Origin of the sequence: Aurantimicrobium minutum (assembly GCF_029894165.1) — a bacterium.
In the GTDB taxonomy this organism is placed as follows: Bacteria; Actinomycetota; Actinomycetes; order Actinomycetales; family Microbacteriaceae; genus Aurantimicrobium; species Aurantimicrobium minutum_A.
This window is the reverse complement of the sequence record NZ_JARXXU010000001.1, coordinates 26,197-47,683: the sequence shown is the minus strand read 5'-3', so window position 1 is coordinate 47,683 and position 21,487 is coordinate 26,197. Positions and strand designations below refer to the sequence as shown.

Below are 21,487 nucleotides of genomic sequence, written 5' to 3'. Positions count from 1 at the left end.
TTCGTGGCAAACATTCTTGACAAAGTCCTGCGCGTTGGCGAAGGACGAACCCTTCGCAAACTAGAGAACCTGGCGAAGGCCGTCAATGAACTCGAGGATGGCTTCATCAACCTCACCGATGAAGAACTTCGTGCTGAGACCACAGACTTCCGCAAGCGCTATATCGAGGGTGAATCTCTCGATCACATGCTGCCCGAGGCATTCGCTGCCGTGCGCGAAGCAGCACGTCGCACCATTGGCCTGCGTCACTTTGACGTGCAGGTCATGGGTGGAGCAGCCCTGCACTTGGGCAATATCTCGGAAATGAAGACCGGTGAAGGTAAGACGCTGGTAGCTACCCTTCCCGCTTACCTCAACGCTATTGCAGGCCGTGGCGTCCACGTTGTGACCGTGAACGACTATCTCGCCAGCTACCAGTCTGAGCTCATGGGCCGCGTGTTCCGCGCTTTGGGGATGACCACCGGTGTCATTACCGCTGGTCAGCAGCCTGCTGTCCGTCGCGAGCAGTACCTGTGCGACATTACCTATGGCACCAACAACGAGTTTGGTTTTGACTACCTGCGCGACAACATGGCCTGGAGCGTGCAGGACAAGGTCCAGCGCGGACACTTCTTCGCCATCGTCGATGAGGTCGACTCGATCCTCATCGATGAGGCGCGTACGCCCCTGATTATTTCTGGTCCCGCATCCGGGGAAGCCAACCGTTGGTTTACCGAGTTTGCTCGCATCGCTACCACTCTCGAAGAGGGCGTGGATTATGAAGTCGATGAGAAGAAGCGCACCGTGGGTGTGCTGGAACCAGGTATCGAAAAAGTCGAGGACTACCTCGGTATTGACAACCTCTATGAATCAGCCAACACCCCGCTGATTTCCTTCCTCAATAACTCCCTCAAGGCCATCGCGCTGTTCAAGCGCGACAAGGACTACGTCGTGATGAACGGTGAAGTGCTCATCGTCGATGAGCACACCGGCCGTATCCTCGCTGGCCGTCGCTACAACGAAGGTATTCACCAGGCCATCGAAGCCAAGGAAGGCGTCGAGGTTAAGGCCGAGAACCAGACCCTGGCAACCGTCACACTGCAGAACTACTTCCGTCTCTACGAGAAGATCTCGGGTATGACTGGTACGGCAGAAACCGAAGCCGGCGAATTCATGAGCACCTACAAGATTGGTGTGGTTCCTATTCCCACCAACAAGCCCATGGCCCGTATTGACCAGCCTGACCTCGTCTACAAGAACGAAGTGATCAAGTTTGAGCAGGTTGCCGTGGATATCGCTGAGCGCCACGCAAACGGCCAGCCTGTCCTCGTAGGTACCACCTCGGTGGAGAAGAGCGAATACCTGTCCAAGCTTTTGGCGAAGAAGGGCATCAAGCACGAAGTCCTCAACGCGAAGAACCACGCCCGTGAAGCAGCAATCGTTGCTCAGGCTGGCCGTCTCGGTGCCGTCACCGTTGCAACCAACATGGCTGGCCGTGGAACGGACATTATGCTCGGTGGTAACGCGGAGCACCTCACGGTGACCGAGCTTGCTTCCAAGGGTTTGAACCCCGGCGAAACTCCGGAAGAGTATGAAGCCGCCTGGGAAGCGACCTTCACGAAGGTGAAGGCTGCCGTTCAAGAAGAGGCAGACAAAGTAACCGCCGCTGGTGGTCTCTATGTTCTCGGTACTGAGCGTCACGAGTCACGTCGTATCGACAACCAGCTCCGTGGTCGTTCGGGACGTCAGGGTGACCCCGGTGAGAGCCGCTTCTATCTCTCGCTCACCGATGACCTCATGCGCATGTTCAACTCTGGTGCGGCCGAAGCCATTATGACGCGCAGCAACATCCCCGACGACACCGCCATCGAGTCCTCGATTGTCAGTCGTGCAATCCGCTCGGCACAGTCGCAGGTAGAAGCCCGTAACGCAGAAATGCGCAAGAACGTTCTGAAGTATGACGATGTTCTCAACCGTCAGCGTGAAGCAATCTACTCAGACCGTGCACACATCCTTGAAGGCGATGACCTCAAGGACCGCGTCCACGCATTCCTCGAAGACGTCATTGATGAAGTTCTCTCTGCACACACGAGCGAAGGCAACGGAGATGACTGGGACTTCGACGCTCTCTGGGCAGAGCTCAAGACCATCTACCCTGTTTCCATCACCATCGATGAGGTCATCCAGGAAGCTGGAAACAAGGGCCGTGTGAACAAGGAGTTCATGCGCCGTGAGATTCAGTCGGATGCAGTGCTTGGCTATTCGCGTCGTGAAGAAAGCATTGGCGAGAAGGCCATGCGTGAACTCGAGCGTCGTGTTGTGCTCTCGGTGGTGGACCGCCGTTGGCGCGACCACCTCTACGAGATGGACTACCTCAAGGACGGTATCGGTCTGCGTGCCATGGCACAGCGCGATCCACTGGTGGAATACCAGCGTGAAGGTTTTGCTCTGTACCAGGGCATGATGGCCTCCATCAAGGCAGAATCTGTGGGCTTCTTGTTCAACCTCGAAGTCCAGGTTAACCTCGCTGAGGGCGACCCTGAGCACCCCAGCATCGCTGCTAAGGGACTAGGTCAAGGCCAAGATGCCAACGCACACCTCAGCTACATAGCTCCTTCCGAAGACGGTCACGTCGAGGTGCGCGATGAAACAGGTCGTGTGGAGCAGGCAGAAACTGCCCGGGCACAGCAGGCAGCTGACAACGGTCGCCAGATTGTTCCCGAGGACACCCGTCCGGTTGGTCCAACTGTGACTAAGCGCGGTGCATTCGGTCAGGCTTCAGGAGATGCACCTGCGGGCAATCGCGCAGATCGCCGCAAGAAGAAGTAGTTTCTCTTCTTTCGGAGACAACTGGTCGGTCTAAGCTTTTCTCATGGAAAACGACTGGATCATGTTGGCGTGGTTATCGCCACTGATTTTGGTCATGGTGATCTTTGATCTCCGAGCACGCAATTACGGCAAGAAAGTACTGCAGCTCCCCAAAAAGCATTACGTGAGCTTGTTATGGCTTGCCATTTTGGATCCTGTCTTCGAAGTTCTCTTCATAGGCATCGTGTTGTGGGATGACCTCACCAAGGACACGTGGCACTGGGTTGCAGGAGCTGTTGGAGTTGTTCTGGGCTATTTCTTTGCCCGTTACCGCACACGCATCATGTGGGTTCGTCCGTTGCCTGAGAAAAAGGCCGTGGTTGTGCGCAATAGCGGCGCAGAATACTTGGCACTGGTGTTCCTGCTGGTGGTCAAGACGGTCTCTGAGAACACGAGCTTCAGCAATTACTTTGTCAGCTTGTTCATCACCGTCGGCCTGCTCATGATTGTGAGTGAATCGGCATTCCGGGTGGGAATGCTGTTTACCCGCTACAACAAAGAAGTGGCAGCACACTCTGCTTCAGATCAGTCCGCTTCAGAACACTCTGCATCAGGCGACTCTGTTCCAGCATCGGGTGAGAAGTAACATCAGACCTGGAGTGGGGGAGCTAGAGAACGTGAATCGCGGTTGCCCGCCAGCGTCCGTCTAGACCCTCGAGCCGAACCGCAATAGCGCGCGTTCGTGCTTTGCCATGAATAATCACCACTGCTTCAATCGCGCCATCAGAGGGTTCGGTGATGATTGTTTTACCGAGGCCAAATGTGGGGCGAATGACAGCCTGTTTCTTCACCGCGCGTGCACGGCGTGAAATGTGGACTCTTTGCAGCAGATTTCTGTAGACGTCATCAGTGACCCAGCGAGAAATCTGATCGATATCCCTGCATCCTGCCAAGATTTCCATCACGGTGCGTGCCAGGTTTTCCACCAATGGTTGTGGGTCGGGGAGTTCCGCGGTGGACGTTGGCTGGTGGCCAAAGAATTCCTCAGGAGTAAAGCTGGAGAGCCGAGTGTTGACGGCTTTAGCGGTTTTCATGGAGACACTCTGACACGAAAAATAGACCAATAGTCTACTTCTCAGCAAATATGTGGATAACTCCGGCGGATTCTCAGGTTCACTCTTTAGCGTCGCTGACTATGACCTTGGACAATCTGTTTCATGACCTCGAAAGCCAGCTGGAACGAGAGCTGGATGCGCAATTGCAAAATCGTCTCGATGACGAGGAAAGGGAGAGGCAATGTGCGCTGAGTATTCGGGACAGAATTTTTGCACTTACACATGCCGCTGGTTGTGACCCCGTCACCGTCGTAATGAAGGGCGGAGTGACATTGGTGTTATTACCTGAACGAGTGGGGAAAGACTGGTTCGTGGCGCAGATCCTGGAACCACACGACTTTGTTGGCCTCGCAATCATTGCTGTCTCGGGAATTGAATCGATGGTCCTTACTCCAGAGCAGAACAAGGCGAGTTTGGGGGAATCTGTGGACGTTCTGTCGGCGGCAGATCTCCATTCCATATCAGCACGACCACGTCTGATTGCACAGGTGAGTTACGCCTTTGTCTTGCGCGATGTGGGGCGCAGACGGAAACAGCTTGATGTTGTCACTTCGGCGGGAAAATATCGCGGCACGATAGACAGGGTAGGAGCAGACCACATTGAGGTTGGTGGTCAGTCAGCCGTTGTTTTACCCCTGAAAGATGTGCTCTATGTCAGAGTGCTGTGAATGGATTAGAGCTCGAAAACGTTGTGTGCAGAAGCAATCTCAGAGTTGTTCCACATCGCTGAGCGACGAGACAGCTCATATTGTTCAGCAATGAAGAGCTCGAGAATATCGTGCTCGATACGCCAAGGGCCTGTTGTGCCCACTTTAAATGCAGCGAGTTCGCCTGATTCGATCAGTTCGTGAACGTGGGCGACGTTCACTTTGAGGATTTCCGCAGTCTCCACCACGGTGAGGAATCGGTCAGTAGATCCAAGCTGTGACTCGTATTCATTCATATTCACAGAGTAAAGAATTAAGTTGATAAGAACCCGGGAAATCTCAATCTGTGGATAACTTTCGCAGATTCCCAGACCCGTCCGCCATGATGCCTGTCATGTCTCATTTACGCACCCGTCGCCTCGATCTGCGACTCATCATTGGCCTCGTTATTGTTCTCGTTTCCGCGCTCGCCGGCTATGCCCTGTTGAGTGCAGCCGGCCAGAACACCGCTGTGTATGTGGCAACGACCTCGCTGAGTCCAGGTCATGTCCTCCAGAAATCAGACCTTGTTCTGACTGAGGTTCAATTAGGGCAGTCTCAACAGGCCTACCTCGGCGCAACCGAACTCAAAGCAGGTTCGGTCGTTACGCAAGCGATTGCTGCGGGGGAGCTCGTTCCACTGTCCGCGGTGGGAACTGCCCAACAAGTCACCACCACTACCGTGGTTGTGATGTTGGATGTTCCGCTCCCGGAAGATGCGACGGAGGGCTCCACCGTGGATGTCTGGGCGTCCATCGCTGCTGGCCAAGGGGTATTTGGCCCACCAGCGGTCATTATCTCGGGAGCACACATCGCTCACATCACAGAAGCGACGGGACTGGGCGCGTCATCCGGCAAGACACAGGTGGAGATTCTTGTTCCACATACCAAAGTAGCTGCACTGCTGGAAGCGCAAGCCAACGGCGATGCTATTTCTCTCGTTCCGAGTCGCACGGGGAAATCCTCATGACGCAGCTCGTGGCGGTATGGGGGCCAACCGGTGCACCGGGGCGAACCACTGTGGCGATCAACCTCGCAGCTGAGCTTGCAGAACGAGGCCACCGCGTTCTGCTCATTGACGCCGACACCTATGGTGGCACCATTGCACCTCTGCTCGGCATCGTCGATGAGGCAGCAGGGTTTGCGGCTGTGTGTCGGTTGGCCGGCAATGGTGGTCTGAGTGAGGAAGAGCTTGAGCGGCTGTCCCATCGAGTGCCAACCGGACACAGAGAAATGCTTGTTCTGACGGGAATTGTCAGATCGGATCGATGGCCTGAGCTCTCTGCAGAGCGCATCAAAGCTGCGCTCTCATTCTTGGGGGGAAGTTTTGAGTTCATCGTTGCAGACGTGGGATTCAATCTTGAAACAGATGAAGAAATCACCAGTGATCTGTTCGCCCCTCGGCGCAATGCAGCGACCCTCACTGTGGTGAAAGCTGCTCAACGGGTCGTGCAGGTAGCGGGGGCAGATGCAGTATCGGTGGCGAGATTTATCCGTGCACATAGTGTTCTCCTCGAAGATTTCCCAGAAGCGCAGCGCATTGTGGTGCTCAACAAGGTCCGGGGAGCGCTCACTCGGCTAGGGAGTGCAGATCCAGTGGCTTCTCTGAGTCGTTACGCCGGTATTCATCACCCGATTGAGATTCGCTGGGATGAAAAAGCCGTAGCGTCAGCAGCACATACCGGCATACCGGTTCGAGTCGCGGGCACGGGGTCCGCGATAGCAAAAGATTTCACAGCATTGGCCGCCGCTATCGACGGCGAGCGCCTGCAAGCTAGTTTGCGGTCGGGCCGATTCGGTCGCTCAAAAAAGTCAGCGTAGATGACAGGGCAGTTTGAGCAGCATCCAGGTTGAGCTTGAACTGATACTCATGGGGCAAGGCAGGGGTGTAATCGGCTGGCCAAAACAGTTCTGTGACGTTCACGCCCAGTGACTGCAATTTCGCAGCGAACGGCTTTGAGTTTCCATTCGTCAAAGGGTCCGCGTTCCCGCCTGAAATCCAGGTCTCTGGAAAGTTTGCCGTCACATGGTTCATGGTGGACATTTCTGCCACAGCTGGAGAATTTTGAAGATCCTTATCTCCTGTATATGCCCAGAGGGCAACGTCATCGCCCCACCCGAGAATGCCTTTCTGGCCCAGCAGGGTCGTCACTTCGTAGATACCGGAGTTGAGAACTACTCCCTGAAGCTGTTCGGGCTTCAATACTGGGGTGATTCCCACTTCTTGCGCATACTCAGGGCTCGTGATGAGTGTGGCCAGTTGGCTGCTCAATTGTGCCCCGGCGGAATCGCCGGCCAGCACAATACGGTTTGGATCAATGTGGTACTTCTCCGCATTGGCCAGAAGGAATGCATGAGCTTGGTTGAGTTCGTTGACGGCTGTGGGGTACTGCGCTTCGGGGCCGTAGGTGTAGTTCAGCCCCACGACGGTGTATCCAGCCTGCGCAAGAAGTTGGAAATACACGGTGTCATTGGATTTATTGCCAGAAACCCAGGCCCCACCGTGTGTCCAGATGACCGTGCCCAGGGGCTCGGTGGTGCCGGTGGGATAAAACACATCAAGCTCGGTGAAGGTGCTTGCGGTCTCGAACTTGCCGTCACCATATTGCACGTTATATATCGACTCCACACCTGAGGTGGGGGCATAGGGCGCCATGATGGCGGCTGTCTTCTTCGCGCCGTCTTGGAAGACCTGGCGAATAATCAGAGCACTTGGCCACGGGCTCACGTTGAATACCACGACACTCACCACCACTAATGCGGAGATAACTCCGAGAGGCCACCACAGGAACGGTGAACGCCAGAGGCGTCTGCGTTCGCGCGGTGAGGATTTACTCATGACTCTAGGCTAGAGGTATGTCGACGCTCAGTAACATCATGGAAGCCCAAGGAATTGGCAGTGCTGCCGATATTGAATGGCTGCACATGCTCATTGGTGACTGGCAGCTTATTGCTGACCTTGCCTTTGCGGACATTGTGCTCTGGGCACCCACCACAGATGGTTCTTTCGTTGCAGTTTCCCATGCGCGTCCATCCAGCTCGGCAACACTGTTTTATCGCGACTTCGTCGGCCAGAAAATCAAGGCCGAGTGGAAAGCCCAAGTCAGTGAAGCCTATGAAACTGCGTCCATCATCGAGTCCTCTTCGCCTGCCTGGTATGAAGAAACCCCGACGCGCGTGCGGGCTGTTCCGGTCATTCGCCGCGTTCGGCAGGGCTCACAAGACAGTGCCCCGTCCGATCCCATCGCCGTGATCTCTCTCCACACCAACCTGTCAGAGAGCAGAAACCCGAGTCGTCAGGAACTGACATTCAACTCCTGCGCCAACGACCTCTTCGACATGATTGCCTCAGGCGACTTCCCGGACCTCGATGCAGCACCGTCCCCCCGGCGTGGAGCACCCCGTGCCAGCGATGGTTTGATTCGTCTGGACGTGGATGGTGTGGTCACCTTCGCGAGCCCCAACGCACTTTCCGCTTTCAACCGTGTGGGTTTCAATGATGAGCTTGAAGGCGAAAGCCTCGCTGAAGTCACGACCCGAGTTCTCACCGGCAAGATCAACGTGGACGAGTCCCTTCCAGTCGTCGTGACCGGTCGTGCTCCTTGGCGCGCAGATATCGATGCGCGCGGCGTGACGATTTCCTTGCGCACCATTCCGATTCGCCACCTGGGAGAGCGAACCGGTGCCATTGTGCTCTGCCGGGACGTGACTGAGATGCGTCACCAGGAAATGGAGCTCATTACTAAGGACGCCACGATTCGTGAAATTCACCACCGTGTGAAGAACAATCTGCAGACGGTGGCGTCCCTCCTGCGTATTCAGGCCCGGAGAACCCAGTCAGATGAAGCGCGCGAAGCACTGACACAGGCCATGCGCCGTGTGGCATCTATTGCCGTGGTCCACGACACCCTGTCCGAAGGATTAAGTCAGAACGTGGACTTCGACGAAGTATTCAACCGGGTGCTCATGCTCAGTGCCGAGGTTGCAGCTATTCACGGCACGACCGTGCACCCTCGTTTGACGGGCAGCTTTGGCGTTCTCCCCAGCGAATATGCCACCCCTCTAGCCCTCGCCCTCACGGAATTGGTCACCAATGCGGTGGAACACGGCCTGGCAGGACGTGAAGGAACCGTGGTCATCGAAGCAAACCGAACGGAAGAAGTTCTCTCCGTCCACATCGTGGACAACGGAACCGGCTTGCCCGAAGGGGCTATCGGGGACGGCCTCGGCACGCAGATTGTGAAAACCCTCATCCAGGGTGAACTCAGCGGCTCCATTGAATGGAATGGCGGCCTGGAAGGTGGAACCGATGTGTCCATTGAGGTTCCGCTGAGATTTGTGAACCCCACCACGTAGTAGGTGGATTAAACCTGCTCAGCGAGGGCGAGCAATTTTTTGTGCGCGCTTTCAGCTGTCCGCACTTCAGATCCATTTACTGCACGATGACCATACGCAGACTTAGTTTTCATGTTCAGCAACTTGCTCAGTAGTGATGCGGCAGTCGAGTCCGCTTTCTTTAACAAGGCAACAGCCGCTGCATGAGAGTCTGCTGCGGAATATTCACCTAGTTTGGTTGCGCAAATAACATCTGACGAGGCAATACCCGAATGAATCGCCATCGTGACGTAGACATCTCCATGGTCTGAATTTCTCGTTGCGTCATCAAATAAGACGGCGGCAGTCTCAGCAAATTCGCGCGCTTTCTGTAGACGACCAATTTTGAATGTGGGATCAACAACTTGGGGGTTCATTGTCTCTCCTTCATTAGGTTCAGAAAAGATTGCCGTTCGCCACACACATGAATGCCTTCCTTCGCGATGAATTCAAACACAGGTTCAGCTGATCCGAGACGTCGAATTTCACTTTCTGTGTATAACAATGGACGGACCTCCGATCCAATCCACAGGGTGGCGTGCGCAGTCAGCTCAAGAACTTGGGCATCCCATTGCGTTGATGAGGTTTTGTCGGGTTGAATCACAAAAAGATCAACATCGCTTCCAGTCGACATTTGGTCTCGAGCTGCGGAACCAAAGATGCACGCAAAAATCGGCGGGATGTCCCACTGACTCATCTCATTGTGGAGTCGTGCGAAGAAGACGTGTTTGAGAGAAGCCAGCTGCACGATTAGCTCTGCCCCGAGATGTTCTCGGTTCAGTCTGTAGAGGTGAGCTCTGCTCACAGAAAGTTCTTCAACAATGCCAACAGAGATTAATCTCTTGAGAGTTTTTCTAATGCCTTCGTCAGAGCGCCCCGGGATTAGTGCATTGATAGTGTGCACAGCAAACCACTCTTGTGCGCCTGCAAGCACGGCCAATACGTCCCCATCGAGCGTGGGTGTGACTATTTCAAGGGGGTGCTGTAAACGCATAGAACTCCAACTATTATTGGTATCTACCAAGAATAGTTGGTTAAGGTGGAGAAGTACAGCACGTTATTCAGCTGGCACAGTTGTTTACCGAACCACATCGGTATGCTGGAAGGGCAATGGACGACCCCCCGCCTGCCCGACACAGTAAAACAACTCTGTCTGTCCTCGACACTCTTCTCGAGGTGGCGTAGTGGCGCTTGAATGGATTTCCTTCGGTTTTGGGCTTGTGCTCACCGTGGGCACCGGTTTCTTCGTAGCAGCAGAGTTTGCTCTGGTGAACCTTGACCGTCCAGAACTGGAAGCAAAGCGTGATCGAGGGGTTCGCGGACTCAGCCTGACTATTTCGGCACTGACCAAAACGTCAACACACCTCTCTAGTGCTCAACTGGGCATCACTCTGACTACCCTGTTGACCGGTTTCTTGATGGAACCAGCACTGGCTGCACTCTTCACCCCACTACTGGCTGGTCTGAGCTGGAGCAGCGGCGTAGTTCACACCATTGCCGTCATTTTGGCTATTTTCATCGCGACGTTCCTCTCCATGATTATTGGTGAACTGGTTCCCAAGAACTTTGCTCTGGCCCTACCCGAGCGCACGGCTCGTGTCGTGATGCCTTTCCAAACTCTGTTTACGGTGGTTTTCAAACCACTGGTGCTTTCGTTGAATGGACTGTCCAACGCTGTTCTTCGCGGTTTTGGGCTGGAACCGAAAGAAGAGCTTTCTGGAGCGCGTTCGCCAGAAGAGCTCGCGTCGCTACTTCGCCGTTCTGCAAGTGAGGGTGCTCTAGAAGTAGACACCGCAACGCTGCTGGGCAAAACCCTGGCCTTCAGTGAACTTTCGGCCAGTGATGTGATGACGCCCCGTCTACGGATTGAATCGTTAGAGCCCGCCGATTCAGCTCGAGCTGTGCTGGAACTGGCTCGGAAGACTGGTTTTTCTCGTTTCCCCGTGACCGAAGATGGACTCGATGACGTGGTGGGAATTGTGCACGTCAAGAGCGCGATGTCGGTGCCTCGTGAACGTCGAAATGATGTTCCAATCTCGGCTTTGATGGGGGAGCCTCTCCGCGTTCCAGACACCATGCCCTTGGACGCGCTGCTCTCGGAGCTACGTGGCAAGGGATTCCAGATGGCCGTCGTAGTCGACGAATACGGTGGCACTGCAGGTTTGGCTACTCTCGAAGACCTCGTGGAAGAACTCGTCGGCGAAGTCGCTGACGAACATGACCGCACGCGTGCGGGTGTTGTCAGCTCCGCCGACTACCTCACGTTCCCGGGCTCTCTGCGTCCAGACGAGCTCGAGGAGCGCACAGGCATTCTTGTGCCAGAGGATGAAAACTACGAAACCGTCGCCGGTTTCGTGATGAGTGAACTGGGCAGGATCCCTGAACAAGGTGACACCGTTACCGTTGCCGCAGGTGAGTTCAAGGTCGTCCGAATGGACGGGCGCCGCATTGACCGTCTCCGTTTCACTCCTGTGATTCCAGAGGAAGCAGGTGAGACCCATGAGTGATTGGGCTGGCCTGGTATGGCTCGTAGTGTTGCTTGCCGTCAATGCATTCTTTGTGGCAGCAGAATTCGCTGTTATTTCTGCACGTCGTTCTCAGATCGAACCTCTCGCTGAAAAGGGGAGTGCTGCAGCAAAGACGGCGCTGTGGGCGATGGAACATGTCAGTCTCATGCTGGCCACCAGCCAGCTGGGTATTACTGTTGCATCTTTGTTGATCCTGAACGTGTCAGAACCCGCGATTCACCACCTAGCTGAGTTGGCGCTGGTGGGAACAGGCTTATCCGACGGATGGATTAGCGGAATCAGCTTCACCTTCGCACTGATTTTGGTGACTTTCCTGCACGTCATCTTTGGCGAAATGGTTCCCAAGAACGCTTCCTTCTCTGTACCTGATCGTGCCATTTTGATTCTTGCTCCGCCACTTGTGTTTGTTGCGCGGATAGTGAAGCCCGTCATCGTGGCAATGAACGGCATAGCTAATGCGGTGCTTAAAATATTCCGGGTTGTGCCCCGCGAAGAAGCCAACAGCGTTTTCTCACTCACCGAAGTTGCAACAATTGTGTCTCACTCCACGAGAGAGGGCATGATCGAGGATTCCTCGGGCACACTCTCTGCAGCCTTTGAATTCACCACCAAGAAGGCAGGGGACATCAAGGTTCTCCTGAAAGACCTCATCACCCTGCCGGAACAGGCCAGCGTGGGCGACCTGGAACAGGCAGTGGCGAAGTATGGATTCTCGCGTTACGTCATCAGCGACGCCCAGAGTGAACCCATTGGCTATGTTCACCTCAAAGATGTTCTCACCTTCGATGACGACGTCTCCGAAGCGGGAACACACACAGGACCCATCAAAACTAAGCGCATCCGCCAACTCGCGACCCTGGCGGAAACCACAGATCTCGAAGATGCTCTGGCAGAACTCCAACGCAGCGGAATCCACATTGCTCGAGTTGTCGACGTCACCGGCACAACCACGGGAGTGCTCTTCCTCGAGGACATCATTGAAGAGTTAGTCGGAGAAGTACAGGACGCCACACGGCGCTCATAGTTGGGGGAACTATGACCACAGAAATACCAGAATGGGGAGCTGCAGACGCAGCTGCGGTCATTCGCATACCCGGACCACAAGACAACAAATACAGCCACGGTGCACTGGGTGTCGTGACAGGTTCCGAGAAGTATCCAGGAGCTGCAGTACTCGGGGTGGAAGCAGCCCACCGAACTGGAATTGGCATGGTGCGGTTTCTCGGTGAAAAGGAACCTGCACAGTTAGTTCTTGCTCGACGGCCTGAAACAGTCACTGTTTCGGGGGCCGTCGATGCGTGGTTGTTGGGGTCTGGCTGGGAACCCACAACATCACTCAACCCTGATCTTCCAGATACGGCCCGGGCCTGCCAAGGACTCCAACCGGTAATCGTCGACGCCGGAGGGCTCGGGTTACTTCCGCTCGTGAGCGCTCCGGCCATCATCACGCCACACGAGGGTGAACTCGAAAGACTCCTGCCCCGGGAAGGAAGAAGTCGCGGCGAATGGGCGGCATGCGCCGCTGACCAGCTCGGAGTTGTAGTGGTGCTCAAAGGACATGAAACGATTGTTGCCTCGCCTGAAGCGCACGAGCGTGATCGGTTCCTTGTCCGAGTGACAGCGCCGACTTTCTGGCTGGCAACAGCTGGCACAGGTGATGTTCTCGCGGGCATCATTGCTGCACTCGTGGCCACACATTCCGTGGGTCGTGTTCCACATCTTGCAGAACTCGCTCAGTTTGCGGCAACAGGTGTATTTCTTCACGGCGCAGCCGCAGCGCTCGCTGCGGAGAACGGGCCCTTCCCTGCACTAGATGTTGCAGAGCGTGTGAATTCAGCTGTTGCCACCCTCCTGTCACAATCGGTGAGGTAGCTATGAACTCTTCAACCAAGTGGCACAACTCTGTGCTGATGTGGAGCGCCTTTGCCGCAGTTAGTCTCTGGCTCGGGTGGCAAGGCTATGTGGCGGAAGCGGTTCCATTCGGCGACGTGAGCTTTGTCTACGAATTGTGGGCTGGACAAGCGACTGCTGGATTCGCCATTGTGGGTCTGCAGACCCAGTGGGTGTATCCCGTTGCGGCGCTGATTCCCATTCTGTTGCCTGCGCTGGCAGGACCTGGAAACTATGCACTCGGCTGGATTGTTCTGGTCACGCTGGCTAATGCTGGGGCTTTTGCGTATCTGCTGTATTCACGCCGGCAGGACCAGCAGAACAGAATTCAGCGGACCGCCGCGGGGTGGTGGTTGGCTTTTCTGCTTCTTCTTGGCCCCATTGCGGTCTCGCGGCTAGAAAGCATCGTCACACCACTGGCTATTGTTGGGCTGCTCGCGGCAGTGAGCCGCCCCGCATTGGCCGGGGCATTGCTTGCACTTGCCACGTGGATCAAGGTGTGGCCGGCGGCACTGATTGCAGCCATTCTCATTTCAGTCCGACAGCGAAAAGTATTTATTCTGTCCGTGGCCGTCACGAGCGCTGTCATCGTCGTGATCGCGGTGATTCTGGGAGGCGGGGCAAGTCTGTTGAGCTTCCTTGGACAGCAATCCGGCCGCGGATTACAAATCGAGTCGCCCTTCGCGTTGCCGTTCCTGTGGCTTGCAGCTGCAGGGGTGGCTGGCTATGCGGTGTATTACGACAATGACATCCTCACGTTCCAAGTTATGGGGGAGGGAACAGTTGACGCTTCAGAAGTGTCCACGGTTCTGCTGGCCCTGTGCTTCGTCGCTGTATTGCTGTGGGGAGTCTGGCTGAACCGCAAGGGGAGCGCTGTTGAAGAACTGTTACCAGCACTTGCTCTCACCCTCACGCTGGTTCTCATCGTGTTCAATAAAGTGGGATCTCCGCAATACATTGGGTGGATTGCAGCCCCTGTGATCGCTGGACTGGTGTGGGCACCCAGGAAATACCGCGTCTTGGGAGTCGTGGCACTCCTGCTTGCCGCACTGACACAGGCTTTCTACCCGTATCTCTATGGCGGATTGCTCGCAGTGCAACCCATCGAACTGAGTATTCTCAGTCTCAGAAACCTGGGTGAGATGGTGTTGCTGGGGTTGGCCGTGTTCTCCATGATTCAAGCTATTCCACACCAAAATCTTGGTGCTGATTACAAGGAAGCTAGAGTGTAAATGTGAGCAAAATTACAAAAGCAGTGATTCCTGCTGCGGGTTTGGGAACACGTTTCCTCCCCGCAACGAAGGCATTGCCCAAAGAAATGCTCCCCGTCGTGGACAAGCCAGCCATTCAATATGTAGTTGAAGAAGCCGTGAACGCCGGTTTATCTCATGTCCTCATGATTACTGGACGTAATAAAAACGCTCTTGAGAATCATTTTGACCGTGCAGTTGAACTTGAAAACCTCCTTCACGAAAAAGGCGACAAGCATCGCCTTGGAGTAGTCGATGAAGCTACCGGATTGGCGGACATACACTATGTCCGTCAAGGAGATCCTTTAGGTCTAGGTCATGCTATTTCAAAAGCAGAAACCTTCGTGGGAGATGATGCTTTTGCTGTTTTGCTTGGTGATGACCTCATTGAAGCTGAAAGTAAATTGCTCTCTGAAATGTTGCAACTGGCGGAAGCTAAAAGTGCAAACGTTGTCGCGTTAATGGAAGTTCCTGAAGAAGACGTAGTCAAGTATGGAATTGTTAATCCAGGGAACCGCGTGGGGAATGTTCTAGAAGTGACTGAATTGATTGAGAAGCCGAGTGTTGAAACTGCTCCCTCAAATCTTGCGGTCATTGGACGTTATGTTCTGCAACCAGGAGTATTTGAAGTTTTGAGAAGCCTCAAGCCTGGAGTTGGCGGGGAGTTTCAGCTGACTGATGCTTTGAACGAGATGGCTAAAAATCCTGAATTAGCTGGTCCAGTAATTGGCCTTGTTTTTATAGGACGACGTTTCGACACAGGAGACAGGCTCTCCTACCTGAAGACGATTGTGGAACTTGCATCAGAACGAGAAGACCTAGGCCAGGATTTCTCTTCCTGGCTTAAGGACTTCAGTGCAAAGCTCTAGCTAGCTGAGCTAGCCAACAAGCGAGCCAGCTGAGCTCCCACGAATTCAGATTCGATCAGGAACGCATCGTGACCAAAATCTGATTCAAGCAGCGCAGGTTCGTCACCGTTGATGTTTCCGGGGATGTGAGCTGCTAAACGCTTTTGGCCATCTAGGGGGAAGAAGCGGTCGCTATCGATACCAATGACGAGCGTGGGAATCTCGATAGATTCCAACACATCTTCGATGCTGTCTCGGCCACGACCCAGGTCGTGGGAGTTCATGGACTCGACCAGGGTGATGTAACTGTTGGCATCGAAGCGTCGGGTGAATTTATTTCCGTGGAAATCGAGGTAGCTGGCCACAGCAAAGCGTCCCCCTTTACCCAAGGGGCTGATGTCGCTCTGGGAAGAACGGTCAAAGCGCTCGTTGAGCTCCGAAGGCGTGCGGAAGTTCTGGAACGAAATACGGCGTGCCAGAGCAAGGCCGCGGTAGGGGCCATCCCCATCCATAGCTTCGTAATAATGTCCTGCACGGAAAGCTGGGTCCAGCAGAATTGCCTCGATCTGGACGGTGTTCAGGGCAATTTCGTCCGCACTTGTTGCAGGGGGGGCGGCAAGAACAGCCAGTCGCTCCACCCGCTCAGGGAACATTGCTCCCCATTCGAGTGCATGCATGCCTCCCATGGAGCCACCAATGACGGCAGCCCATGTGTCGATGCCGATCACATCTGAGAATTGCGCTTGCGCACGCGTCTGGTCGCGGATCGTTGTGTAGGGGAAGCGGGAACCCCATTCGTATCCATCTGGCGCAAGCGAAGCAGGGCCGGTAGATCCTTGGCAGCCGCCCAAAACATTCGGGGCCACCACAAACCATGTGTCCGTGTCCACAGCGAGACCGGGTCCCACAACCTCGTTCCACCACCCTGCTGTGCTGTGGCCGCCTCCGGCGGGTCCCACAACATGGCTATCACCGGTGAGTGCGTGCAGAACAAGAACGGCGTTGTCTTTAGCCTCGTTGAGCGTGCCCCAGGTTTCATAGGCGATGCGAACGTGGGGGAGACTGCCGCCGCATTCAAAATCGAACGGACCCAGGTTGGCAAACTGGCGGTTACCAGGTGCATCTCCATCGCGCCAAGCGCCTGTGACGGGAGGCTTTCCGGCAACAGAACGAACCTGCTCGTCAGTAATGAAGCCTGAGGGCAGGTTATCGGCCGAATCTTGCCAATCCATAGTCCCTTAAGCCTACTTGCCCGTGAACTCTGGCTTCGACCTCGTAGTGAACGCTGCAACTCCGGCGCGAAAGTCTTCGCTGGCGAGAAGTGTGCCCAGCTCGTGGGGCAGCTGACTGAGCGCTTCGCGCTCCGCGGCAGCGCGAGCAACTCGTGCATTTCTCAGCGTTGCTTGCACGGCAAGGGGCGCCTGCTCCGCTATTAGTGCTGCAAGCTCCATCGCGCGGTCTACCTGAGTCCCTGCAGGAACCACCTCGTTGACGAGGCCAATACGAAGAGCTTCCCCGGCGGTGAACGTTTCACCAGTGAGGAGGTAGCGAGAGGCATGTGCCCAGCCGACCCGTTGGGCGAACCTGGTTGTTGCCCCGCCAAAAGGCATGATTCCTCGGGTCACCTCGAGCTGACCAAAAATGGTTGTCTCATCTGCCACGGTCAGTTCAGAAGCAAGAATCAGCTCAACTCCCAGGGTGAGACAGGTTCCCTGCACAGCAATAACCACAGGCTTTGAAATGGGGGGTGTTGTAATTCCCCAGGGATCAATCCCGGCTTCAGGAGTGAGGTTGAGCCCGGATTCAGATGCGGTTCCCAATACGTCTGCAAGATCGAGACCAGCAGTGAAGTGAGGACCCACAGCAGAGACAACGACAACGCGAATGTTGTGGTCTGCGTCAGCGTCTGCATAGGCGAGGGACAGCTCAGAGAGCAGCTTCCGATTGGCAGCATTCATCTTCTCTGCACGGTTGAACTGCAGGTGACGAATGTGACCAGTCGTAGAAAAGAGAATGAGGGGCTCAGCCATGGAGTAGACGCTACTCCACAGCCGAGCCCCTCGACTAGTTGTATTACTTGTGTGGCTAGATTGCTGCAGCAGCAGCAAGACCCTTCTCAAGGTCTGCCTTGATGTCTTCGATGTTCTCGAGACCCACAGAGAGACGAACCAAGCCCGGGGTCACGCCGCTGGTGAGCTGCTGCTCAGGGGTGAGCTGCGAGTGCGTGGTTGAGGCGGGGTGAATTACGAGGGAGCGAACGTCACCAATGTTGGCCAGGTGGCTGAACAGGTCGAGGTTGTCCACGAATGCCTTACCAGCTTCTACGCCGCCCTTAAGTTCGAAGGACAGCACAGCACCCACGCCCTTTGGGGCGTAACGGTTAGCTGCGGTGTACCAAGGGCTGGAAGGAAGTGCTGCGTAGTTGACGGAAGCAACCTGGGGGTGTGCTTCCAACCACTGCGCAACAGCGGTGGCGTTCTCCACGTGACGCTCAATTCGCAGGCTCAGAGTCTCGATGCCCTGGATGATCTGCCACGCACTCGCAGGAGCAATAGAAGAACCAAGGTCACGAAGAAGCTGCACGCGTGCCTTGATGATGTAAGCGATGGCGTCACCCAACACGGTGGTGTAGCTTGCGCCGTGGTACGAAGGGTCGGGTTCGGTCAAGCCAGGGAATTTCTCCACGTTCTTGGACCATTCGAACTTTCCACCATCGACAATGACACCACCGATGACGGTTCCGTGGCCACCGAGGAACTTCGTTGCTGAGTGGATCACGATGTCAGCTCCGTGCTCGAGAGGACGGATCAGGTAAGGAGTTGCAATGGTGTTGTCCACGATGAGCGGGACACCTGCTTCGTGCGCAACCTTGGAGACCAGACCAATGTCCAGAATGTTGATGCGAGGGTTACCGATGGTCTCGCCGAAGAAGAGCTTGGTGTTGGGGCGAACGGCTGCACGCCATTCGTCAGCGTCATCCTGGTTCTCCACGAAAGTCACTTCGATGCCGAGCTTGGCCAGGGTGTACTTGAACAGGTTGTAGGTTCCGCCGTAGATCGAGCTGGAGGACACAATGTGGTCTCCGGCTTCGGCGATGTTGAGCACAGCAAAGGTTTCAGCAGCCTGACCGGAGGAAACCAGCAGCGCTGCTGTTCCACCCTCAAGTGCTGCGACGCGCTGCTCGACAACGTCCTGTGTGGGGTTTTGGATACGGGTGTAAATGTTTCCGAACTCAGCCAGAGCAAAGAGGTTCTTTGCGTGCTCTGCGTTGTTGAACACATAGGACGTAGTTTGGTAAATCGGGGTCGCACGCGCATTGGTTGTGGGGTCCGGCTGTGCACCCGAGTGGATCTGTTTGGTTTCAAATTTCCAGTTAGCTTGGTCGTTGCTCATGAGGTGCTCCTTGTTGGTGGTCAATACGTGTGGTGAAAACTTGCTTTGACGTTACGCCCCCTTGGTTAATTGCTCAACGGTGTGAGTCACGGGGTGTAACAAAAAGCCAGGACATGCTGGGCTGAACCAGAGGCTTGAATATCCGCACGATGAGCGGTGTGGACAGCAGCACCGTGAGCCCCACAGCCCCCACGAGCACAAGAAGGATGTACCAGAGGGGACGCTCCCCATCGAGTACTCCGTATTCCCGGAGCGGAAACAGCACGAATGTGTGAAGCAGGTAGACATACATTGTGGCTTGACCGAATTGCGTGAACCATGTCTTTTCTCGGGGGATCAGAATCAAGAAAGCCATAATCATGGCCGCAGCCACCATCATGGCGGCTAGTCGGCCTAGACCTGCCCACCACTGGTCGTAGCCAAACGTGGCAAAGCCGGAGTCGTAGGTAATGAAGCTGCGGATCTGAAGCTCGCGCAGCAGGGGGACATTCAGCGCAATAAAGACGGCAACGACAGCCATGAATCCAACAGCGAGAATCCGCCAGCGCAGGACGGACTGTGAACACAGTGCCATCCAGCGCTCGCCGAGGTTCCATTCACGGAGCTGCCAGCCAAAAACAAAGAAAGGCAGGAATCCCAGTACGCGTGCTGCGGAGAATGTCTGATCAATGGGGAAGTAGCCGGCTTCAATCGAAATAACGATGCTGATGAGCAGGGGGTATTTCAGTGCAACGAGATACGGGAGAAGGATTCGCCAGACTGCCAGCGCAAGCAAGAACCACAGTGTCCAGGAAGCACGCGTAAGGTCCAAGCGATAGTTGCCGTTGTAAAGGAAGTAGACAACTGACCAGATCAGTTCAAAAATGACATACGGCACGAGAATGTCGGTGAAGACAGATCGAATGCGGCGGTCATCCGGAGCGGTCCCTTTGGTGAAGTAGCCAGAGACGGCAACAAACACCGGAACGTGAAAGGCATAAATAAAGACATAGAGTGTGAAAGCCGCATCATTTTCGCCCACCATCTTGGTCAGGGCATGGCCTGCAACCATGAGTGCGATGGCTCCAAAACGTGCGTTATCCCATAACGCGACCCGTTGTGTGCTCATATTTACTAGCCTAGAACTATGAAATCTTCGCCCAAGCCACTTGTCCGGAACGCAGACGGAATGCTCGTGGCCGATACACGCAGTCCGGGCGAGATTAAATGGGAAAAATACACCACCATCCCGTTCATCATTCTGTCTTTCGTATTCCTGCTGGGATACTCCGTGCTCATCTTGAGTGATGAGGTGTTTAACCAGGGGCTCGATCAATATGTGCTCCTCGTCTTGGGTATCATCTGGATCTTGTTCATCGTTGATTACTTTGTGCGACTTTGGCTCTCTACCAATAAACGAGTGTTCTTTAGGAAGAACGTCATTGACCTTCTGTCTATGGCCATTCCATTCACTCGTCCTTTCTTGTTGCTGATGTATTTGGCGCGTTTGAGATGGTTCCAAGGCAAGAAGGGCTCCTCTGTCCGTGCGCGACTGGTGGCCTACGCTGCTTCTTTCGCTGTGATGTACATCTATGTCTTGTCTCTCGCTGTCTATGCAGCTGAGCGCAGTGCGGTCGGAGCGAGTATCACTAACTATGGAGATGCTGTGTGGTGGGCCATCGAAACTATCACCACGGTGGGATACGGGGATATGGTCCCGGTCACCGTCTTTGGTCGTATTTATGCTTCGCTGTTGATGCTTGGTGGTGTTGTCATAGTGGGTGCCACGACAGCAACAGCCATCTCTTACCTTGGTGAGAAGGTTCAGAACGTTCACCGCCGTGCACAAGAACATGCATCGCACGGGCATGAACATCACCTTGAACCCGGTGAACACACATCAGATGAGCAGCACCCTCAGTCTTGAGAACCTTGCCCGGCAAAATCTCATAGATGTTAGCTGGGTAAAGGTCTTGGCCCCGGTCCGGGGCATCTTGGATGACATTGCGGGAGTACTCGAGAAAGAAAAAGCTCGAGGTGTCGACGTATTTCCTGCCTCACACAACATCATGAGGGCGTTCAAAACGCCATTTGAAAGAATCAACGTGGTCATTGTGGGACAGGACCCCTACCCCACCCCGGGAGATGCTGTGGGCCTCTCTTTTTCGGTCTCACCAGAACAGCGAGTGCTCCCGAGAAGCTTGAACAACATCTTCACCGAGTTGTGTTCGGATGTTCTTGTTCAGAAGCAGGTCAAAGGCGATCTGTCCCCGTGGGTGGAGCAGGGAGTGATGCTCCTGAATCGAGTGCTCACCGTGCGCTCAGGTGAGGCAGGTTCACATCGCGGGCTGGGTTGGGAAGCCGTCACTGAATGCGCACTTCGGGCCCTGGACAACCGCTCTGATCAGGGTGTTGTTGCTGTGTTGTGGGGGAACGATGCGCACACCGCTCAGTCTTTCCTTCCGCACTCCACTGTGATTTCGTCCGCACACCCCAGTCCTCTTTCCGCATCGCGGGGGTTCTTTGGTTCTCGGCCTTTTAGTAAGGTCAACGAAGCACTAACCAACTTAGGAAAAACTCCCATAAATTGGGCCCTTCCACACGAGACAGCATTGTTCTAGTCGGTTAGGCTGGGCT

Annotated in this window: 22 protein-coding genes; 13 read left to right on the top strand and 9 right to left on the bottom strand. The window is 55.0% G+C overall.

The genetic code is table 11. The annotated features are described in order from the left end of the window. Window positions 1-3: 3 nt before the first annotated feature. Window positions 4-2,808 (top strand): preprotein translocase subunit SecA, encoded by a 2,805-nt coding sequence (gene secA / locus M2119_RS00235; RefSeq protein ID WP_280802972.1) that lies wholly within the window; start codon window positions 4-6, stop codon window positions 2,806-2,808. 43 nt (window positions 2,809-2,851) lie between these two features. Further along, complete coding sequence (locus M2119_RS00230) at window positions 2,852-3,433, top strand: hypothetical protein (protein ID WP_280802971.1); 582 nt, start codon at window positions 2,852-2,854, stop codon at window positions 3,431-3,433. A 22-nt stretch (window positions 3,434-3,455) separates the two neighbouring features. On the opposite strand, the gene M2119_RS00225 is transcribed toward M2119_RS00230, so the two are convergent. Continuing rightward, a complete protein-coding gene (locus tag M2119_RS00225) occupies window positions 3,456-3,881 on the bottom strand; it encodes an Rv3235 family protein (RefSeq protein WP_280802970.1) in 426 nt (141 codons plus the stop codon). Window positions 3,882-3,982: 101 nt separating this feature from the next. Here M2119_RS00225 and M2119_RS00220 point away from each other — a divergent pair, with 101 nt between their 5' ends. Beyond that, on the top strand, window positions 3,983-4,570 hold the full coding sequence (locus tag M2119_RS00220) for a hypothetical protein (RefSeq protein WP_280802969.1): 588 nt from the start codon (window positions 3,983-3,985) through the stop codon (window positions 4,568-4,570). Between the two features lie 5 nt (window positions 4,571-4,575). Here M2119_RS00220 and M2119_RS00215 read toward each other — a convergent pair whose 3' ends face one another. Further along, window positions 4,576-4,845: a helix-turn-helix domain-containing protein gene (locus tag M2119_RS00215; protein WP_280802968.1), complete on the bottom strand. Its 270-nt coding sequence runs from the start codon at window positions 4,843-4,845 to the stop codon at window positions 4,576-4,578. Window positions 4,846-4,895: 50 nt separating this feature from the next. Here M2119_RS00215 and M2119_RS00210 point away from each other — a divergent pair, with 50 nt between their 5' ends. Further along, complete coding sequence (locus M2119_RS00210) at window positions 4,896-5,558, top strand: SAF domain-containing protein (RefSeq protein WP_280802967.1); 663 nt, start codon at window positions 4,896-4,898, stop codon at window positions 5,556-5,558. Continuing rightward, window positions 5,555-6,409, top strand: a complete 855-nt coding sequence (locus M2119_RS00205) for an AAA family ATPase (RefSeq protein WP_280802966.1) — start codon at window positions 5,555-5,557, stop codon at window positions 6,407-6,409. Before M2119_RS00210 ends, M2119_RS00205 begins: the two co-directional genes overlap by 4 nt. Here M2119_RS00205 and M2119_RS00200 read toward each other — a convergent pair. Beyond that, window positions 6,363-7,427: an alpha/beta hydrolase gene (locus tag M2119_RS00200; protein ID WP_280802965.1), complete on the bottom strand. Its 1,065-nt coding sequence runs from the start codon at window positions 7,425-7,427 to the stop codon at window positions 6,363-6,365. The two genes, M2119_RS00205 and M2119_RS00200, sit on opposite strands and share 47 nt — an antisense overlap. Window positions 7,428-7,444: 17 nt before the next feature. On the opposite strand from M2119_RS00200, the gene M2119_RS00195 reads away from it, so the two are divergent. Further along, window positions 7,445-8,944 carry a sensor histidine kinase gene (locus M2119_RS00195; RefSeq protein ID WP_280802964.1) on the top strand — a complete coding sequence of 500 codons (1,500 nt, stop codon included), beginning with the start codon at window positions 7,445-7,447 and terminating at the stop codon, window positions 8,942-8,944. An 8-nt stretch (window positions 8,945-8,952) separates the two neighbouring features. Here the strand turns inward: M2119_RS00195 and M2119_RS00190 are convergent, their stop codons facing one another. Together M2119_RS00190 and M2119_RS00185 are read right to left on the bottom strand one after the other, a co-directional pair. Continuing rightward, the gene (locus tag M2119_RS00190; RefSeq protein ID WP_280802962.1) at window positions 8,953-9,339 is read right to left on the bottom strand and encodes a hypothetical protein; all 387 of its coding nucleotides are present in this window, start codon (window positions 9,337-9,339) and stop codon (window positions 8,953-8,955) included. Beyond that, entirely contained in the window at window positions 9,336-9,896 is a 561-nt protein-coding gene (locus M2119_RS00185; protein WP_280804427.1) for a nucleotidyltransferase domain-containing protein, read from the bottom strand. Before M2119_RS00185 ends, M2119_RS00190 begins: the two co-directional genes overlap by 4 nt. 250 nt (window positions 9,897-10,146) lie before the next feature. Here M2119_RS00185 and M2119_RS00180 point away from each other — a divergent pair, with 250 nt between their 5' ends. The 5 genes from M2119_RS00180 to galU are packed head-to-tail and all read left to right on the top strand — an operon-like array spanning window position 10,147 to window position 15,499. Next, a complete protein-coding gene (locus M2119_RS00180) occupies window positions 10,147-11,469 on the top strand; it encodes a hemolysin family protein (RefSeq protein ID WP_280802960.1) in 1,323 nt (440 codons plus the stop codon). Beyond that, window positions 11,462-12,514, top strand: coding sequence for a hemolysin family protein (locus M2119_RS00175; protein ID WP_280802959.1), 1,053 nt, complete (start codon window positions 11,462-11,464; stop codon window positions 12,512-12,514). Before M2119_RS00180 ends, M2119_RS00175 begins: the two co-directional genes overlap by 8 nt. A gap of 11 nt (window positions 12,515-12,525) precedes the next feature. After that, a complete protein-coding gene (locus M2119_RS00170; RefSeq protein WP_280802958.1) occupies window positions 12,526-13,362 on the top strand; it encodes an ADP-dependent NAD(P)H-hydrate dehydratase in 837 nt (278 codons plus the stop codon). 2 nt (window positions 13,363-13,364) lie between these two features. Beyond that, on the top strand, window positions 13,365-14,612 hold the full coding sequence (locus M2119_RS00165; protein ID WP_280802957.1) for a glycosyltransferase 87 family protein: 1,248 nt from the start codon (window positions 13,365-13,367) through the stop codon (window positions 14,610-14,612). Window positions 14,613-14,614: 2 nt separating this feature from the next. Further along, on the top strand, window positions 14,615-15,499 hold the full coding sequence (galU, locus tag M2119_RS00160; protein ID WP_280802956.1) for a UTP--glucose-1-phosphate uridylyltransferase GalU: 885 nt from the start codon (window positions 14,615-14,617) through the stop codon (window positions 15,497-15,499). On the opposite strand, the gene metX is transcribed toward galU, so the two are convergent. The 4 genes from metX to M2119_RS00140 all read right to left on the bottom strand — a co-directional run bounded on the left by metX (window position 15,496) and on the right by M2119_RS00140 (window position 19,979). Continuing rightward, window positions 15,496-16,710, bottom strand: a complete 1,215-nt coding sequence (metX, locus tag M2119_RS00155) for a homoserine O-acetyltransferase MetX (protein ID WP_280802955.1) — start codon at window positions 16,708-16,710, stop codon at window positions 15,496-15,498. The two genes, galU and metX, sit on opposite strands and share 4 nt — an antisense overlap. Window positions 16,711-16,722: 12 nt before the next feature. Next, entirely contained in the window at window positions 16,723-17,508 is a 786-nt protein-coding gene (locus M2119_RS00150) for a crotonase/enoyl-CoA hydratase family protein (protein WP_280802954.1), read from the bottom strand. 55 nt (window positions 17,509-17,563) lie between these two features. Further along, entirely contained in the window at window positions 17,564-18,871 is a 1,308-nt protein-coding gene (locus tag M2119_RS00145; protein WP_280802953.1) for a bifunctional o-acetylhomoserine/o-acetylserine sulfhydrylase, read from the bottom strand. 73 nt (window positions 18,872-18,944) lie between these two features. After that, window positions 18,945-19,979: an acyltransferase family protein gene (locus M2119_RS00140; protein WP_280802952.1), complete on the bottom strand. Its 1,035-nt coding sequence runs from the start codon at window positions 19,977-19,979 to the stop codon at window positions 18,945-18,947. 18 nt (window positions 19,980-19,997) lie between these two features. Between M2119_RS00140 and M2119_RS00135 the strand changes: the two genes are divergently transcribed. After that, window positions 19,998-20,777, top strand: coding sequence for a potassium channel family protein (locus M2119_RS00135; protein WP_280802951.1), 780 nt, complete (start codon window positions 19,998-20,000; stop codon window positions 20,775-20,777). Beyond that, window positions 20,755-21,471 carry a uracil-DNA glycosylase gene (locus tag M2119_RS00130; protein WP_280802950.1) on the top strand — a complete coding sequence of 239 codons (717 nt, stop codon included), beginning with the start codon at window positions 20,755-20,757 and terminating at the stop codon, window positions 21,469-21,471. Before M2119_RS00135 ends, M2119_RS00130 begins: the two co-directional genes overlap by 23 nt. Window positions 21,472-21,487 lie beyond the last annotated feature (16 nt).

Coding starts and splice junctions, on each gene's coding strand:
- M2119_RS00230 (WP_280802971.1), top strand. CDS start 2,852: ATGGAAAACGACTGGATCATGTTGGCGTGGTTATCGCCACTGATTTTG.
- M2119_RS00225 (WP_280802970.1), bottom strand. CDS start 3,881: ATGAAAACCGCTAAAGCCGTCAACACTCGGCTCTCCAGCTTTACTCCT.
- M2119_RS00220 (WP_280802969.1), top strand. CDS start 3,983: ATGACCTTGGACAATCTGTTTCATGACCTCGAAAGCCAGCTGGAACGA.
- M2119_RS00215 (WP_280802968.1), bottom strand. CDS start 4,845: ATGAATGAATACGAGTCACAGCTTGGATCTACTGACCGATTCCTCACC.
- M2119_RS00205 (WP_280802966.1), top strand. CDS start 5,555: ATGACGCAGCTCGTGGCGGTATGGGGGCCAACCGGTGCACCGGGGCGA.
- M2119_RS00200 (WP_280802965.1), bottom strand. CDS start 7,427: ATGAGTAAATCCTCACCGCGCGAACGCAGACGCCTCTGGCGTTCACCG.
- M2119_RS00195 (WP_280802964.1), top strand. CDS start 7,445: ATGTCGACGCTCAGTAACATCATGGAAGCCCAAGGAATTGGCAGTGCT.
- M2119_RS00190 (WP_280802962.1), bottom strand. CDS start 9,339: ATGAACCCCCAAGTTGTTGATCCCACATTCAAAATTGGTCGTCTACAG.
- M2119_RS00175 (WP_280802959.1), top strand. CDS start 11,462: ATGAGTGATTGGGCTGGCCTGGTATGGCTCGTAGTGTTGCTTGCCGTC.
- M2119_RS00170 (WP_280802958.1), top strand. CDS start 12,526: ATGACCACAGAAATACCAGAATGGGGAGCTGCAGACGCAGCTGCGGTC.
- M2119_RS00165 (WP_280802957.1), top strand. CDS start 13,365: ATGAACTCTTCAACCAAGTGGCACAACTCTGTGCTGATGTGGAGCGCC.
- metX (WP_280802955.1), bottom strand. CDS start 16,710: ATGGATTGGCAAGATTCGGCCGATAACCTGCCCTCAGGCTTCATTACT.
- M2119_RS00150 (WP_280802954.1), bottom strand. CDS start 17,508: ATGGCTGAGCCCCTCATTCTCTTTTCTACGACTGGTCACATTCGTCAC.
- M2119_RS00145 (WP_280802953.1), bottom strand. CDS start 18,871: ATGAGCAACGACCAAGCTAACTGGAAATTTGAAACCAAACAGATCCAC.
- M2119_RS00140 (WP_280802952.1), bottom strand. CDS start 19,979: ATGAGCACACAACGGGTCGCGTTATGGGATAACGCACGTTTTGGAGCC.
- M2119_RS00135 (WP_280802951.1), top strand. CDS start 19,998: ATGAAATCTTCGCCCAAGCCACTTGTCCGGAACGCAGACGGAATGCTC.
- M2119_RS00130 (WP_280802950.1), top strand. CDS start 20,755: ATGAGCAGCACCCTCAGTCTTGAGAACCTTGCCCGGCAAAATCTCATA.